Below are 16,747 nucleotides of genomic sequence, written 5' to 3' on the forward strand. Positions count from 1 at the left end.
GTATTCTATTTCTTATTTAGTACCAGGTATGTAAAAGGTTCTAAGCTCACTTGCTCTCCCAAAGATACCGAAGAGTTAGTAAAAACTTCTGTCCACTCCGAATTTCTGAAAACCGCAGGAAGTATATAATTCACCTCCTTGTTTCTTAGGTTAGACATTACCAAAACTGTGTCACCTCCCTTTTCCATAGTAAAGACCACTACGTCGTCACTGCTGAAACTCTTCAACTCACCTCTCCTGATAGCTTCACTGGCATTACGGAATTTTATAATTTCTTTGTATTCCGAGAGCATTTCTTCATCTATGTTATTCCAATTAATAGGATCACGATCGAAAAACTCAAGCCTCTTATTAAAACCAACTGCCTGACCATTATAGATCATTGGGACAGATCGTTGATAGGCAGCAACTACGAAAGCTGCCAATGATCCTTCATCTCCCCCAAAAAGTTCTTGAGGAGTACCATCTGAGAGATTTACATCATGGTTGGTAACATATTTAACTACTCGCTTGGAATCATCATAGACATTGGCATATAGTTCGGCATGTGCTTTCTGCAACTCGGTCACTGGAGCACCATCCAAAAATACCTCTTTAAGAGCATCAAAATACCTGAACCCAAAAATGTAATCAAAACCTGCCCTGAGATGATCGGTACGACCACCTTCAGCAAACATTAAAAGGTCCTGATTTTTTATACCTCTCAAAACGGGAACTGCTTCATTCCAAAAACTGAAGGGAACATAATCTGCCGCATCCATTCTAAAACCATCAATATTTGCATTATAGATCCAATAAGACATTGCGTCTATCATTGCATCCTGAAGATCTTCATTCTCATAATTCAACTGAGCCACATCATTCCAGTTGGTTCCCGGGGGTACTATAATATTCCCATCTTCGTCCTGCTGATAATATTCTGGATTTTCAGTAATCCAGACATTGTCCCAGGCAGTATGATTGGCAACAAAATCCAGTATAACTGCAATACCTCTGTTATGAGCTTCCTCTACAAGGGAACGAAGATCTTCAAGAGAGCCAAATTCCGGATTAACTGCTTTGAAATCACGCACAGCGTAAGGTGACCCCAAACCACCTGCAGACCTTTCTTCACCTACAGGATAAACCGGCATAAGGTAGATTACATTTACGCCGAGGGAATCAATATGATCCATTCGATCTATGACACCTTGCAGAGTTCCCTCCGCACTAAATGCACGAATATTCACCTGATAAATAGTGGCATCCTCGCTTGCAGGAACCTCCTGGAACGGTGTACCATATTGTTCATAGCCGTTTGGATTTGATATAATGTTATCATCGGATTTTTCGCACGAAAGCAAAATATTGGATGAGAACAACCATAAAATTATATATAAGTAGTTTTTCATTATATTTTTTTTTTAAGGACTCAAGGCCCTGTTAGTCAATTTTTTCTATAGTGTAGTTTGCGGTTGATTGATCTTGAGAATTTAGATGCAGAGTGATCTCATAAGTTCCCACCTCAGATATACCGTGAGCTCCCGGATCATCCAGGTAGAGGATACCATCATCATTATTCCTTGGACCATAATTGATAGCCCAGGTATTATTACGCCTGAATTTTACCGCACCTGATATGAGTTCGGCAGTAATTCGCCATACATCTGCTTCAGGGTCATAGGTCATATCGGTGTCGGCATCCCAGCCTCCAGCAGTAGCGTCTCCAATAATTCCCCAGCTAATAGGTTCTATGGTGTAATATGCTATGGAAGGTTCTTGAGAATCAACTTTAAAAGTCACTTCATACATACCAGCTTCAGAAATTGTATAAGCTCCAGGATCGTCCAGATATGCTGTACCCTCATCGTTATTTCGAGGACCGTAGTTTACAGTCCAGGCATCATTTAACCTCCATTTTAAGGCACCTGCCTGTAAGTAAGTTGATATTTGCCATGTCTCTGTTTCACTGTCGTAGAACATATTTGTATCAGCATCCCAGCCTCCTGGAGTGGCCGTTCCAATTATTCCGAAAGAATATGGTTCTGCTGACCATCTCATTGTATTAAGATTCACAGTTATACTATATGTGCCACCTGTTGGAACTGATAGGTTAGAACCATCAAAAATAAGGTTTCCATTACCGTCACCTCCGTAATTTTCGTCCCAGGTTTGGTCGAGAGTGATCTTGAAATCTCTTGCTTCTTCAGGAAAGTAAATAATCCCCTGATAAATACCATTCACACCAGTAGAAGGTATACTTAAAGAAGTAGAAGGATCCCATCCCTGATATGCTCCAGGAAGATATAATTCGGTAAGAGTTATTACAGTTTCAAAAGGAATAACCGTTAATCCTACGGCCTCAGAAGCAATTGTACGATCCATATGAGCCAGCACTCTTACAACCAGATCTCCTTCAACATCAGGTTCAAAGCCAACTTCTTCTGCTATTTGATTTAAATCCAGAACTTGAAATGTTTTACTGTACACATCCTTTCCTGCATTGAAATTAATTGTATTATTCCAGCCACTTTCACCTATAGTATCTGCTGGTAAGGCAAATTGCACGGTGTATTCGACCGGAGCATCAATAGGAAAAATTACTTCTCCCCATGAAATATTTAGTGCCGGTTCGTTTTGTTCATCCTGAACAAGCTGCAGGGAAATAGAAGATAAATCTGGAGGAGAGGGAAAATTCACTTCTTGTAAAGTGGTTAATTCCGTATCCTTTTCACAGGAACACATCAGTACTAACAGGGTTCCCAAAAAGAATAATTTATTCATATATTTTTTCATAGTCGGCTGTATTTTAATATCCCGGGTTCTGAACGAGGTTAGGATTAGCATCTAAGGCAGAAGTTGGGATTGGGTATAGTTTTCGGAATTCTTGTGAAGCTCCACGGAATTTGTTTGAGTCAAGGAAGGTTCCAAATCTTATCATATCTTGTCTTCTATGTCCTTCCCAGTTTAATTCCAGTCCTCTTTCTTTATAAACATCTTCCAAGGTAGGGTTTGTCGTTAGTGGCTGAAGGCCGGCTCTTTGCCTTATGGCATCAACTAATGACTTAGCTTCTCCCTCTCTCCCAAGCCGAACTAAACTTTCAGCTTTCATAAGAATAAAGTCGGCATAACGGAAAATTGGGAAGTCATTTGATGCACCACCACCATCCATAGGGTCAACTGGATAAAATTTCATGTTTCGAACGCCTGCAAAAGGATCTGCACCAGGATTGTCTAAATTATTAACCTCAAGAGTATACTCTACTCCTCCTGGCTGTGGACCCAATTTAAATTGAGCTTTTCTGACGTCTTGATCTTGATACATCGCATAGAAGGCAGAAGGCACAATTGTACCATTCCAGCCACTATATCCAAAGAGTGCCTGAGCGTGGGGGCCACTCAAACTTCTTACAGTAAGAATATTTCTGGACACAATATTTGCAGTTGCATACATTGCGAGTATAGTTTCATCTTCAGGTAGTACATCTCCAAAAAGCTCATAATATGAAAATCCTAAAGGATTGGTATCACTTGCCCCTCCTGGATGTAAGGAAAATCCACCTTCTTCAAGTTTTTCTATTGTTGCTATTGTCTGTTCGTATTGTGGAACTCCAATGTAGACTTCGGAATTCAGATAAACTTTAGCCAACAAAGCATACCCCGCCCATCTATTAAATCTTCCATAGAAAGCACCTCCTTTTGTAGTAGGTAAATGAGGAATATTTTTTTTCAATTCTTCCACAACAAAATCATAAAGCTGTTCTCTGCTAATTTGTGGGAGTTGGTCAACTGTTACGTTGTTTTCAGTATAGAACGGAACATTTCCAAAGTCATCCATTAAAAGATAATAGAAGAATGCTCTCAGAACTTTTGCTTCTGCAATTTTTTCAATATTTGCATCTGATGATTCCAACTGCTCAACTGCCAGATTAGCACTAAAAATCGAACTGTATAACCAATTCCAGGTGTTGTTTATAATTAAGTCTGTGGGCAACCATTCATGTAAAAAAAGCCTTGCAAAATCCAGTTGCCAATCACCAGTATTCCTGTGGGGAATTACCTGTTCATCCGTACTCATTACATTAAGGTCATACCAACCGTTATCTGCACCGGCATATCCTACACCTCCCCAATTACCAGCTATTTTGGCGTAAACTCCCGCCAGAGCAACATCGGCCCCTTCCGGCGAACCATAAAAATCATCTGCAGGATATTTGTCATACACCTCTTCATCAACTTTTGTACAGCTTGCTATAACCATCAAGCTGAAAAGCATCAATCCAATTATATATCTAAGTCTCATCACTTTTTTAATTAAATTTCACATTTAAACCCAAGGCTAAACTGCGGGTGCGGGGATATATTCCCATATCTCCACCAAATCCGTTTCCACCGCTTAAGTTGAGCTCGGGATCCAGACCGGAATAATCAGTAAACAGAAGTAAATTTCTTCCAGTAAGAGAAATCCGTACAGATTCAATGTATTTATAATCTGGTTGCATCAGATATCCAACAGTTACATTTTCCAACCTGATAAAGTCACCATCTTCCAACCAAAGATCAGATCCATATTGAGTGGTGAATAATCCTAAAGGAATTGCACTCTCAAGCACATTTGATTTCCCAAGATTTTCCATCAAACTCAGATTCTGCCTAAGATTATTGTAGATTTTGTTACCTCCAGAACCTCTCCAAACCATCGAAAAATCAAAATCTTTATATTGAAGTGTGGGATTAATTGAAAAGTTATAGGTAGGAAGTGCTGACCCTGCTTGTACCCGATCAGGACTTCGAATTCCCTGATCAATTATACCATCCCCATTTCGATCCAGCACAGTTTCTGCGTTGGCTTCATCCTTTCCTGTATGCTGAAGGATTGAAAAAGTACCTATGGGTTTGCCTTTTATCAGGAAAGAATTTGATCCCCATGGCACATAATTGGTGTTCAAAGGTACCCCATTTATACTACCGCTTAAATTCAAGACTTCATTGTCAACTAAAGACCCGTTTCCTGCAAGGGTGAACACCAGGTCATCATTTCTTATTAGTTCATAACTTAGAGCAAGCTCCAATCCCCTATTTTGAATACTACCTACATTGGCAATAATAGATCCATAAGGAAATGGTGGCTGAGGAACAGTATAATTAAAAAGCAGATTGTCTGTTTTAGCGGTAAATGCATCTATAGATCCGGATAGGCGGTAATCAAGCATCGTAAAATCTACACCTACATTCGCTTGTTTCTTTGTTTCCCATCTCAAATCACTGTTCGCGTTCTGAGTAATATTAAAGTTAGTAATCTGAGATCCTCCGAAATAAGTAACCCCTGCCGCCCCTACGAGAGATAAAGAATTTTGAGGATATAATCCCTGCTGGTTTCCTGTTACACCGTAACCGGCGCGTAACTTGAGCTGGTCAAAGAAATCGTCACCTTCCATAAATTTCTCCTCATCGATACGCCATCCCATTGCTACCGCAGGAAAGTCCCCCCACTTATGGTTCTCTCCGAAGACCGAAGAACCATCCCTCCTATAGCTCAGTGTAAGGAGATATCTATCCATAAAAGTATAGTTCACACGTCCCAAGAAAGAGATGAGGGTACGATCATTTTTATAAGAAGAAATATCACCTGGTTGTACTCTGGAAAGATCCCCCAATTGCAAGGCGTTATAGGTAGCAATGTCATTAAAAAATCCTCTTGCCTGGAGGTAATTTCCCTGATAAGTTTGATTTTGCCATTCATATAGAGCTAAGGCATCAAAAAAATGATTTTCAAACTCTTTTTTATAGGCAAGGCTCATGTTCATTAATTTCTCATCCTGACGATTATTGTTGATGTTAGCAAATCCATCTTGATCAATGGCCGATGCAACTGTTGAACCTACAGGTAAGAAGAAACCAGTCATGTTATCTGTTTTTCTCCAGCTTCCAAACCAGGTGGCGGTCAAAGAGGATAAAAGTTCAAATTCAGCATTTAAACTTCCAAAAAGGTTGTTGTTTTGTCCTTCATTTACAACTTCCTCTGCTACTGCATAGGGATTGATGTACTGAAAAACATTCGGATCAGTATAATAACTTCCATCCACATCAAAGACTGGATCTGTTGGCCTCATTAAGTAAGCATTAGATATAAGGTTTGATGTAAAGGCTGCTCTCCCAATACTCTGAACACTGCTTTTGGTATTGTTAATTCCACTGTTCAGGTTCATTGTTAAAGCCAATCTATCATCCAAAGCTTTTTGAGTGGCTGTAATCCGCCCAATAAATTTTCGATTATTGGAATTTATCACCACACCTTGTTGAAGAATTGCACTTACAGAGGCACGGTAATTAAAGCTGTTCCCTCCTCCTCCAAAAGCCACTGTGTGATTTTGAGTGGCACCAGTACGGGTGAGAATATTAAACCAGTCCGTATTTGCTCCGTGGTTTGTAGAAGGCGGCACCTCAAATTTCTGAGCCTGCTGCCACCATTGGTTTGCATCGAGCATATCTAGTTGTTCGGGTATAAAATCTAAAGATCCAATAGAGGAGAATTCTACTATTGACTTACCTGCCTTATTCTTTTTAGTAGTGATAATGATAACCCCTGGCGCACCTCTTGATCCATAAATGGCTGTAGCCGAGGCATCTTTAAGAATGTCTACTGAGGCTATTTCACTAGGCGGAATCTGATTAAGAAGATCCATGTTCCCCTGTATACCATCTACAACAACTAACGGATCATTTCCTCCAATCAGGGAAGTAATACCTCTGATGCGTACATTTGGAGCAGAGCCAGGTTCACTACCTGTCTGATTAATACTCACACCAGCAGCTTTTCCAACTAACTGCTGAAGTGGATTAGTTATTGCTCCTTGGTTAAGGTCATCTTCAGAAACAGAGGAAACTGCTCCTGTAACGTCCCTTTTTACTGTCGTTCCATAACCAACTACAACTACTTCATCAAGAGCAGCCGCATCGGGTTCCAATTGGACGACAATTTTTTCCTGATTAGCAGGAATTTTTTGTTGCTTGTAGCCAAGATAATTAACAACAAGAATGGAGTTTGGATTCTCCACAGAAATTGCAAAATTTCCGTCAAAATCTGTAACGACTCCATTTGTAGTACCTTCTTCCACCACAGAAGCCCCCGGTAGAGGAATTCCGTTTTCGTCAAATACAGTCCCCGTTACCAATGCCTGAATTTGAAGATTCTCAAAAGAATTTATCTTCAAAAGTTTCATGTCATTGCCGGCGTAACCAGGGGCAGAAAAAAGTACTACCCCTACAAACAAACAAGCGGCCATCAACTTAAATCCCAGAGGTAATTCTGTCCTCCCAATTTTAGCTGAGACTAAACACAATTTGTTCTTCATATTTACAATGTTTAGATAAAAATTTAAAATATATTTAACTATTACAGGGCAAATAAAAAAAGATACAATAGCTCTCAGCAATAACGTTTTCGAAGCCGATCAACCTCATTTTATTCTTCCTAATTTCAAATGTAGAAGAAAAGAAAGCCTCACTAAAGCGACGTAAAAATTATCAAGGTTGATTGACCATACAATAGTATACAAAACCCTGATTTTTAATGATTAATAAGTTAGCGCAGAGATGTAAAATCAAGATTAAACCAAACAACAAGAGCTTTGATTAAATAAAATAATATCTTTGAACACCCTTTAAATGAAGTGTCATTTGTGAATTATTAAAGAAAAAGGTAATCCGATGTAAATTCATAAGATGGAAGATCGCTTTAATTTTTTTTTTATGAAACTATTGGAAATAAAATGGTGGTTGTCACTAATTATACTGTGCCTGAACTTTACCCTTGTAGCACAGAATAACCATAACTTATTAGAGACTTTGGATTTGGAACTGGGAAGACAGGATTCGCATGTGAAGATTAAGCATGAGAAGATCCAGGCATTAAAGCAAGAAATTGAAAAGACAAGGCTTCAAAATGATAAGTATTCACAGTATAAATATTATATGGATTTGTTTCAAGAATATAAGACCTTCAAATATGATTCTGCTTATTATTTTTTGGACAGGGCAAAAGAGACTGCAGAATTTATTGGAGAACCGAATATGTTGGCACACGTTAAAATGAAGGAGGGATTCATCCTACTATCCTCCGGTCTATTTATGGAGGCTATAGATACACTCAAGAATGTTCCGGTTTCATCTTTAATGGAAAAAGATATATACGACTACTATTTTACGCAGGCCCGGCTGTATTATGATCTGGCGGACTATAACAATGACCAGCGGTTTCACATAAAATATATTCAAAAGGGGAATTTCTTTATTGAACAGGCTCTCAAACAAGTCGATTCATCTTCAGCAGATTTTTACGCAGCTGAAGGCCTAAAGAGAATGAAACAACATGACTGGAAAAAGGCGAAAACATCTTTCTATCAGCTCATCCATCACTTCGAATTATCTCCAGAGGATTTTGCAGTTGCCGCATCTAGCCTCAGTTTTGTACTTTCTCAGTTGGGCAATTCTTCCGATGCCTTAAAATATCTTACATTAGCTGCAATATCAGATATCAGAAGTGCCACAAAAGAGAACGTGGCGCTTCGAAACTTGGCAAGTGAACTTTATGCCTTAGGAGAAATAAAAAGGGCTAATGAATATGTTCACCAGGCTCTGGAGGATGCCACCTTCTATAATGCCAGGCACAGAAAATTTGAGATTTCTACTATTTTACCTATAATAGAAAGAGCTCAGCTGTTTAAGGTAGAACAGAAAAACGCAAGCCTTAAAAAAACAGTAACTGTATTAGCTGTTTTAGCAGTAACGGTAATTATCTTCCTCTTTATTATTTATAAACAGTTAAAAGAAAAAAATAAGGCTCGACAAATTCTCAGTGAATATAACAGAAAACTACAGGAGATGAACCGTTATCTCGAGGAAGCTGACGCCATTAAACAAGACTACATCACCTATTTTCTACGAACAACCTCTCAATTGTTTAGTAAAATAGGGCACTTCCAAGCCAGTACGGTACAAAAGATAAAGACTAAACAACCTGAAGAAGTATTGAATGTTGTAAAACAATATAGCATACAGAAGGAAAGAAATGAAGTTTTTCGTCAATTCGATGAAGTTTTTTTGAAGCTTTTCCCCACCTTTATTGAGGAATTCGACAGGCTTTTTCCCAAAGAAAAACAAAAAAACATTAAATCTAATGAACTTCTGAGTAAGGAACATAGAATATTCGCACTTTATAGGCTTGGAATTCAAGATAGCCAACATGTAGCTGAATTTATGGATCTCTCTGTGTCAACTATTTACACCTACAAAGCAAGACTTAAAAGCACAGCAATAGATAAGGACAATTTCGAAAAAGACATCATGAAAATTAGATCCTAAGATTGACACCACTTGCCCCGCTTAAGAAAACCTAAGGAGTAAAAAGGAATTTATAAGGTATTATTATCTCTGGACGAACGAATATTTTTCTAAATATTTGTTCTATATCAAACCAGATTTACCCCAATCCTCATTTTTAAATGGAAACAGATGAGTAGTGACAGAAAAAAAGTATAGAGCTAATGAGTAATTACACGTGTCTTGTTAATCTGAGATTGTATTAAAACTCATTCCATAAAATCCTTCGTTAAGTGTGGGTAGTGAGACAATATCTTCACCACGTTAAAGTTTCAGTTTTACCAATCTATTTCCCCTTTTTTCCCTTAATTCAAGAATGATTTTTTCATTTTGCCCTAAAGTAAATTTCGGAAAAACACATACAAACCTTTTACGCTGTCCAGGCAAAACGGTCTCCGGAAATTTATAGGTGTAGAGTGGCTGCTGAAGAAGTTTCTGGTAAGAGGAGTTCCGTTGTCTATTTCCAGTGGATAAGAAAAGTCTCAAAAATTCGGGTTCAAACTCTATGGTAGATTTATTTATTATTTCAAAAATGATAAATAAATCATTTTGATTATAGAATACATCATTCACCTGCAAAACAATGCCATTTGTCCTTTTGTGCTTCAGGTTTCCTTTAGAAATGGAACAATAATAGGCTGAAAGTTTCTCAAGGTAATTATTTCTTTGAATACTATCATTAGAATATATCGATCTGATTGGAGTTTGTTCTTCTTTAACGGTAGCCGGTTGTTCATTACCTATGGATTCCCTTTTGTCTATAAAGTAAGTTACCTTTGGCAATTCTGTGCTGTACTTCAAAATGTAGGAATAGATTTGGCCATCCAAAGTAACGGCTAAAAGATTTGTGCTTTTCCCTGTGGAGCCCTTCAATAAACCGAAATACTGGGGATGTTCCTGATTATAGCTAAATACAAAATTCTCTGCACCCACTACTGCCTGGCGAATCTTTTCCGGGAAGAAAAGTGCTACGTTATGATGTTCATTTGCAAAAATTGTGTCCGGGGTTTGTCCATTTGCACTGAGAGCAAAAAGAACTAATAATACAGTTAGCTTTTTCATTTTTCTGCTTTTAATAAAAGTTGATACTGATCAAAAATGGTAACCCTTGTATTGCGATTGCTTTTCCTAAATAAATTTTTCATTCCTCCTATTTGAGGAAACCCTGCAATGTTTACCTCCTGCACCAGATCATCAAGCACCTCTTTTCCCGCCTCAGCTCTAAAGCTATTCTTCACATATATCCCTTCGTTGCTGTCCTGAAGATCAAATGCCTTCAGCTTAATTGGAGTGCCCTCTATGTGAGTAATTGCAATATGTACCCTGTTCAACTGAAGATTGACAAAACCATACAACAGAGAATTTTTTGGAATGAGTTTTTCCCCAATGTGGAAATCTTCAATTGAAATAAGTTCTAGCCTGTCTCCAGACCTCAGAACCTGTGTTCCATTTACTTCAGCCTGAAATTCAACCTGTAAATCACTGCCAGGGTCATGAGTCACTTTGGAGGTTACTGCACTAAGAAAGAAATTGGCATGGCCTACAGATAAATCTTCCAACCTGACCTGCTGGGGTAAGGCTGTATCTTCAGAAATGATTTTATTATTATTCAATACCTCAGGCACATCCTGATTGCTGTTTTGGCTTACAATTCCAATCAGCACCGTACTGTCGATCACCCATTCCCGCTCATCCTCAATTGCGGGTGCGTATGCATCAAGGGAGTCCAGATATCTTTCGGAATATACGTTGGGAATATTCCTCTCCCGTTCCTCTTTAATAGCATCCACAGCTTCAGTTTTTGAAGAATAGGTTTCCTGCTCTTCCTGTAACCTGGGGATTAATGGTTGCTGCAAACTTTCGGGAACCTCTTCATCCATGAAAATGAACATACTGTAGCTACCAATAAAAAGCAATACAATAATAATGATGCACACAAATACTACCTTCTTTTTATCTGCTTTCATCGGATAGTTTCTTTAGGCTGTTTTCAAAAAAATCTGTTATTAATAGTCCATGCGAATTGCGAGGAAAGTGCCGGTCTACATGAATAAGTTTTCCTGTGGTAATGAGTTCATATTCATCCAAAACTTTTCCCCTGTTAATCTCAAAAATAGTGGTAGTTCTGAATTCATAAGGTTCCCGGCTAAGATCAAGAGCTGTTTGCACGCTTTGCACTTTTTGTACGAGAGAGTATTGGATTAACCTGTTATACAGACCATCAGCTTTCTTCTGGCGATAGATGTTATCAACCGAGCTATTACCCAACCATAATGCTTTTTCAAGGTGTTTCTCGTAATTACTGGCATCTATTCCGTAGAAATACTGATGAAACATTTCCAGGTGCGCCAGGGCCTCTACCTCGAGGTTTTCTTTGGCACTTGAGAGTTTAAGCGGAATTACACTCCCATCGGTATTTACGGCAAACATGCTGTTAAGCATCTTCTGATTCAGATCAAAAACCGACCACAGGGATAAAGCACTGCTTAAGAACGCCAGGGAGACAACCAACATCACAATAAAACGGTTAATCTTTAAGACTGAATAAATATTCATATATGGTGTTTTCATCTATTGAATAGGATTACGAGGCAAAGAGCCTGAAGGTGAATGAAATCGCTCTCCGGTAGAGTTTAAATTTGAGAAAGACAATAAAACCTACAGATCCCAGCTGAACAATGGGAGCAAAAACTCCACTTTCTGCACCGGTACCCAGGAGGTTTCCCCAGAAATTGGTGTTGATTTCTTCATAAAGCAGGTTTACAAAAACATTGACAAGAAAAAATGCCGGAACAATCATATATACAGCAGCATAGAGGCGAAAGAACCTGTACCCCATCTCCCTGAACTTTTCAAAAACGGATAAACTGATAATCAGGGGAGAAAATGCCTGCATGAGCCCCAGGAGAAAGTAGCGTTCGGCCAGGAAGAGAGGATAGATAAAAAGATCCATGATCCACAAAAAGATACTAATGATAAAAGCCACGACCTTCATAGGATAAAATGGTGTCACGAGATATTCATAAAGCATACTGAGAGCTTTTGTACCCGCCTCCACAAAATTGATATCTTCTTCAATTTCCATTTCCTGTAACTGAAGGGGAAGAAGTGCCGGGGCTGTATCCCTATATTCCATTTCAATGGCCACCAAGATGCTATCAAAGAATCCCAGCACCTGGGTGGAGAATATCACGACAAGAACTACCACAAAATTTTTGATCAATTCCGTCGGACTTAATCCCCAGGTATAGCCGTCATTATTTACTGCCCCTTCGTTGTACTTCTTTATCAAATTGACAAGAAAAAGAAGGATGGCCAGCGATTTCATGCCCAAAATGGTGTACTGGGAAATACTGCTTTCCTTGATGGTACTAAAAACCGCATCTACGTACTCAAGTCCTATAGTCAATAACATCGTTTCAGTTTCAAAAGTTAATCGCCCTGTTATTGATCTTTGACTGCATTTCTCTGAAGGAAATAATTGTTTTGAATCTCCTGGTGCGAAGCCCCACTTCGACAATCATTTCCCGGGATCTTTCCTTTTGGGCTTCCAGTATGGCAAGACGTTCAGCATCTGTCATTTTCAGAAGGTTGCTGGTCAACAATTGCTGCATAAACTCCATATCCTGCATGGTAATGTCCATAATGGAGTGAAATGACACTGTTACCCGCTCAATTTCCTCAGGTTTAATGAACGGAGAATTAAGAACCTCCTCAAGGTCGTGTTGTACCACCTTCACTAATTCTTGATTATTCCTGATGATTTCCTTTACTGCCCTGATCTGTTTTATCACACTGTTTACCTGCTCGATGCGCTGTTTCTGTTCATTCAGAAATTCAACTGTCTTTAATAGCTGGGAAGTCTGTTTAGCAGATTCTACAAGAGACTTTGCCAGGGAGATAAAGTTGGTATTGTCATAAACCGGCATTCCCTGGGAGTGTCCATCCTGGCTGCATATAGCCAACAATAAAAAAAGGATAATTTTTGTTTTCATGATTTTATGGTTTTGTGATGAATAACCGGATTGCTTTTTCCATGGAACCTGTTTCCTCATAAAGCTGCATAAGGAGGTTGTTCTCCTGCCCGTCTGTGAGGTAAGCGGCATAAACTTCAGGAGGCACTTCAAGTCTGAAGATGTTACTCTGTCTACCGATCTTGATAAATATTTCTGTATACTTTTGGTCCCCGGAAAGGTTATTCTTAATGGATTTAAGCTGATTGAGGTCATGGGATGAGAGGTTTAACCTTTCCTGAAGCTGGTCATATCCTTTTTCATTGTGCAAGCTGTAAATCACCTGGGTATTTTCTAAAATACTGGCCGAAGTAGCATTTTCAGGTAACTGATTGATGGATTGCAGGATGATACCGATAGCCCCATTTTGTTTCCTAATCGCCTGGTAATAAAATTCAACGCTCTCCAGCACATTCCCGAATTTCAATTGTTTTGCGAATTCATCGAATAGAATTATACCTTTTTCGTTGCGGTTTTGCCAGATAGTGCGTTGGATTGCCGACTTAATAAGCTTTAGCATTACAGATAAGATCTCTTTGTTATCCTTTATCTCATCCAATTCAAAGACAATGAGCCGCTTTTCTTCCAACCTAAAGCTTTGATCTTCGCTAATCTCAAAAAGAAAACTGTAAAGCCCGCCTTTCACATATTCAGACATGATATGAAGGAAGTTCTCGACATCAAAGTAATCCCGATGGATCTGTAGATTAGTCAGAAGCCTTTCTTGTTCCACTTCAATGAAATCATAAAAACTTTCCATGGAGTGCCCCTGGACAACATTATCGTAGTAATGCTTAAGTATTTTTTTCATCGCAACCTCCCGTGCCTTGTCGAGCAGCTCTCCGCTTGCAAACAACTCCAGTAGAAATATGGTGAGATCTTCAAGATGCTGTGGCCCCAGATCTTTCATACTATTTATGAAAAATGGGTTAATACCCAGGTTTTTCCCCTGCTCATATCTCAAGATGAGATGATCTTGGGGATAGAGTTTGGCGAACTTGTTATATGAACCTCCCAGATCAATAATTACCAGGCGGACTCCATCTTCATAGTACTGCCTCAGAATATTATTGGCCAGAAAAGATTTGCCTTCTCCTGTAGGGGCGAAAATGGCAAAATTTCTGGCCTTTATTCTTTTTTTATGTTCATCCCACACATCCTTTATCACCGGAATATTGTGCTGTCTATCATTGAAGATAATCCCCTGCTCATCACTTTTATAATTTGTATTGTTAATGAGCAGACAGAGGGCATGTTTAAGGTCAGTTACAAAGAGATCCTCATTCGCAAAGTTTGAAGAAAAGCAAAAGAAGCTATTCAAAAAGTAATTCTTTCTTTCCTCTGCCAACGGCAAGTAAGGAGTGATATCCAATTCTTTAAATCGGGTTTTTATTTCCGAGGCAGTTCGAAGGAGGTTTGTATAATTTTCACCCCAGAAGGTCACATTAAAATGTCCTCTAATTACCCTGGAACTGTCATCCTCATTAATTTGGTCCAGGATGTGACGAATTCTTTCCAGTACCACTTTGTTCTGACTTCCGAAATTGCTGCTCTTTTTAAGCTCTTCAATCCTCTTTTCCAAAAGCCTGCGCCACCTGGACTTATCATCAATGTAAAAGATCTGGTTGAGAATATGATCTTCATTAAGATCCAGACCCAGTCCATCTATAAAACCCTGGTGAAAAACGAAATCATCTGCTGTATACTTTTCGTTTGTTTTTGAGGATTGTACGGCTTCACCAAAACAAAACTCATTGTTCACTGCCAGAACTTCAAATAGGTTTCTTCCTATTTGCAATTGTGATTTATCCAAAAGGATATCCGTATCAAATCCTTCATTATACCCGTTGAAATAGGAAGTGGAAAGCTGCAGGATTTTTTGCTCTCCCAGCGGAATGAGCTTTATTCTCTTACTGTTATTGAGGAAAGAAACTGTATCATTCACCGCTCTTGTAAAATCCTGCAGTCCTTCTTCTAATTCCGTTAGACTTTTGTGGGTTACTTTTTTAAAAGGATTGACAAACTTTTTATGATTTAAGGTTCTATTTTTTGGCCAGCAAAAGAACATATAACTTTCATGCTCAAGGTATTCCCGACCTTCAAAGTAATTTCGAGTTGCTTTTCCCAGAAAGCTGTCCTTCGGTGGCCTTATATCAGAATACTTTCTTTTTCGGTAGATATCCTGTTTGTGGACAACACAACCGGTCATACAGGAACGCAAAGCCTGAAACCAGATCCCGTGCAGATCATCAAAATCCTTCTCAGACAAGGAGTATACTTCCGGAAGTTCAATTTTAAAGCACAGCACGAGATTCCCGTTGTTTGCGAACGCCAGATTCTCTTTAATCTCTATAATTGGAGGAAATGTCGAAAGATCAATCTTCATAGTTCAGGTCTGTAATTTTCTTATTGGAGATCATTTTTGGAAAAACACGCCGATAATTGAGCAATTGTGGATTTTGATTAAGCCGCCCAAGGGATGCATAAAGTCCTAAATTCCATAGCACAGCTAAAAGAATAATGCTGAAACCAAAGGAGAAAATGATCATCAGGAGCGAACCAATAACCGAAAGCATCATTAAAGCGAACATCCCAACAGGAAGGCCATAGATAAGGGCCTTCCTTCGAATGTGGCGGTAAATTTCATAGCGCTTCATTAGACTACAATTCCAATAAGGTAACTGAAGATCCCTACTACTGCACCTGCAATTAAGACGAAGACCAGTACCCGGGTAATTCCCTTTTTGAGATCTGCATTTTCCCCGAAGAAGTGCCCGGCATTAAACAGGAAACCCACAAGAAAAATCACCCCGAGAATAATGGGAAAAACCGCTCTGACTGTATCCGCAATTTCGGCGACAGAATTTTCTATACCTCCTATCTGCGCAAAGGCAGGCATAGATAAGGTCAAGAAACAAAAACTGGTGTACATAGATTTTTTCATCGGAAAGATGTTTTTAAATTAAACCGATGATGAATCTATAACAGGAAAATGCCTGGAGAATTAAGGCCTTAAATAATTAACATACAATAATTTATATTTTATGGAATCACTTTAAAAACAGGGAAAATATTAGAAGGTTTTTAATAAATAACTGAGGGATACCGGGTATGTCCATCCTCAGAAAGTAGATTATAATGCACTGGGCGGCACACCTTTTGTTATTAAAAATAAAAATCCTTGATGAAATAAATAACCTATAAGAAGTTAAACGAATATGACACTTACAAAGATTTATAACAGAATTGAAGAGCTACTGGATATCATAAAGAGGAGTACTGAAAACCAGGATCTTTATTTTAATTCAGAATTGGAATTAGCTTATCTTGAAGATCTCAGAGAAGAACTAGAAGAAGGAGCCTGATATGTAATT

The 16,747-nt window shown here is 38.8% G+C and carries 14 protein-coding genes; 2 read left to right on the top strand and 12 right to left on the bottom strand.

The features are described 5' to 3' along the window. Window positions 1-5: 5 nt before the first annotated feature. From OQ279_RS13055 to OQ279_RS13070, 4 genes are read right to left on the bottom strand one after another with little or no spacing between them, the layout of a single operon-like run. Window positions 6-1,391: an alpha-amylase family glycosyl hydrolase gene (locus OQ279_RS13055; RefSeq protein WP_266070392.1), complete on the bottom strand. Its 1,386-nt coding sequence runs from the start codon at window positions 1,389-1,391 to the stop codon at window positions 6-8. Between the two features lie 31 nt (window positions 1,392-1,422). Next, window positions 1,423-2,775: a SusE domain-containing protein gene (locus tag OQ279_RS13060; protein ID WP_266070394.1), complete on the bottom strand. Its 1,353-nt coding sequence runs from the start codon at window positions 2,773-2,775 to the stop codon at window positions 1,423-1,425. Window positions 2,776-2,788: 13 nt separating this feature from the next. Further along, complete coding sequence (locus OQ279_RS13065; protein ID WP_266070395.1) at window positions 2,789-4,282, bottom strand: RagB/SusD family nutrient uptake outer membrane protein; 1,494 nt, start codon at window positions 4,280-4,282, stop codon at window positions 2,789-2,791. A 7-nt stretch (window positions 4,283-4,289) separates the two neighbouring features. Then, a complete protein-coding gene (locus tag OQ279_RS13070) occupies window positions 4,290-7,334 on the bottom strand; it encodes a SusC/RagA family TonB-linked outer membrane protein (RefSeq protein ID WP_266070396.1) in 3,045 nt (1,014 codons plus the stop codon). Between the two features lie 397 nt (window positions 7,335-7,731). Here OQ279_RS13070 and susR point away from each other — a divergent pair, with 397 nt between their 5' ends. Next, window positions 7,732-9,342: a SusR family glycan utilization regulator gene (gene susR, locus OQ279_RS13075; RefSeq protein ID WP_503167759.1), complete on the top strand. Its 1,611-nt coding sequence runs from the start codon at window positions 7,732-7,734 to the stop codon at window positions 9,340-9,342. A gap of 282 nt (window positions 9,343-9,624) precedes the next feature. Here the strand turns inward: susR and OQ279_RS13080 are convergent, their stop codons facing one another. From OQ279_RS13080 to OQ279_RS13115, 8 genes are read right to left on the bottom strand one after another with little or no spacing between them, the layout of a single operon-like run. Beyond that, window positions 9,625-10,422 carry a DUF4138 domain-containing protein gene (locus OQ279_RS13080; RefSeq protein WP_266070398.1) on the bottom strand — a complete coding sequence of 266 codons (798 nt, stop codon included), beginning with the start codon at window positions 10,420-10,422 and terminating at the stop codon, window positions 9,625-9,627. Next, the gene (traM, locus tag OQ279_RS13085; protein ID WP_266070399.1) at window positions 10,419-11,327 is read right to left on the bottom strand and encodes a conjugative transposon protein TraM; all 909 of its coding nucleotides are present in this window, start codon (window positions 11,325-11,327) and stop codon (window positions 10,419-10,421) included. The genes OQ279_RS13080 and traM overlap by 4 nt, the downstream gene beginning before the upstream one ends. Beyond that, on the bottom strand, window positions 11,314-11,931 hold the full coding sequence (locus tag OQ279_RS13090) for a conjugal transfer protein TraK (RefSeq protein ID WP_266070400.1): 618 nt from the start codon (window positions 11,929-11,931) through the stop codon (window positions 11,314-11,316). The genes traM and OQ279_RS13090 overlap by 14 nt, the downstream gene beginning before the upstream one ends. A 13-nt stretch (window positions 11,932-11,944) precedes the next feature. After that, entirely contained in the window at window positions 11,945-12,775 is an 831-nt protein-coding gene (locus OQ279_RS13095) for a hypothetical protein (protein ID WP_266070401.1), read from the bottom strand. Between the two features lie 10 nt (window positions 12,776-12,785). Further along, the gene (locus OQ279_RS13100) at window positions 12,786-13,355 is read right to left on the bottom strand and encodes a conjugal transfer protein (RefSeq protein ID WP_266070402.1); all 570 of its coding nucleotides are present in this window, start codon (window positions 13,353-13,355) and stop codon (window positions 12,786-12,788) included. A 4-nt stretch (window positions 13,356-13,359) separates the two neighbouring features. Then, window positions 13,360-15,759, bottom strand: a complete 2,400-nt coding sequence (locus OQ279_RS13105; RefSeq protein ID WP_266070403.1) for a TraG family conjugative transposon ATPase — start codon at window positions 15,757-15,759, stop codon at window positions 13,360-13,362. Continuing rightward, a complete protein-coding gene (locus OQ279_RS13110) occupies window positions 15,749-16,030 on the bottom strand; it encodes a hypothetical protein (RefSeq protein WP_266070404.1) in 282 nt (93 codons plus the stop codon). The genes OQ279_RS13105 and OQ279_RS13110 overlap by 11 nt, the downstream gene beginning before the upstream one ends. Next, window positions 16,030-16,317 carry a hypothetical protein gene (locus OQ279_RS13115; RefSeq protein WP_266070405.1) on the bottom strand — a complete coding sequence of 96 codons (288 nt, stop codon included), beginning with the start codon at window positions 16,315-16,317 and terminating at the stop codon, window positions 16,030-16,032. Before OQ279_RS13115 ends, OQ279_RS13110 begins: the two co-directional genes overlap by 1 nt. 274 nt (window positions 16,318-16,591) lie before the next feature. Here OQ279_RS13115 and OQ279_RS13120 point away from each other — a divergent pair, with 274 nt between their 5' ends. Continuing rightward, window positions 16,592-16,738 (top strand): hypothetical protein, encoded by a 147-nt coding sequence (locus OQ279_RS13120; RefSeq protein WP_266070406.1) that lies wholly within the window; start codon window positions 16,592-16,594, stop codon window positions 16,736-16,738. Window positions 16,739-16,747 lie beyond the last annotated feature (9 nt).

This window comes from Salinimicrobium profundisediminis (assembly GCF_026241755.1).
Lineage (GTDB): Bacteria > Bacteroidota > Bacteroidia > Flavobacteriales > Flavobacteriaceae > Salinimicrobium > Salinimicrobium profundisediminis.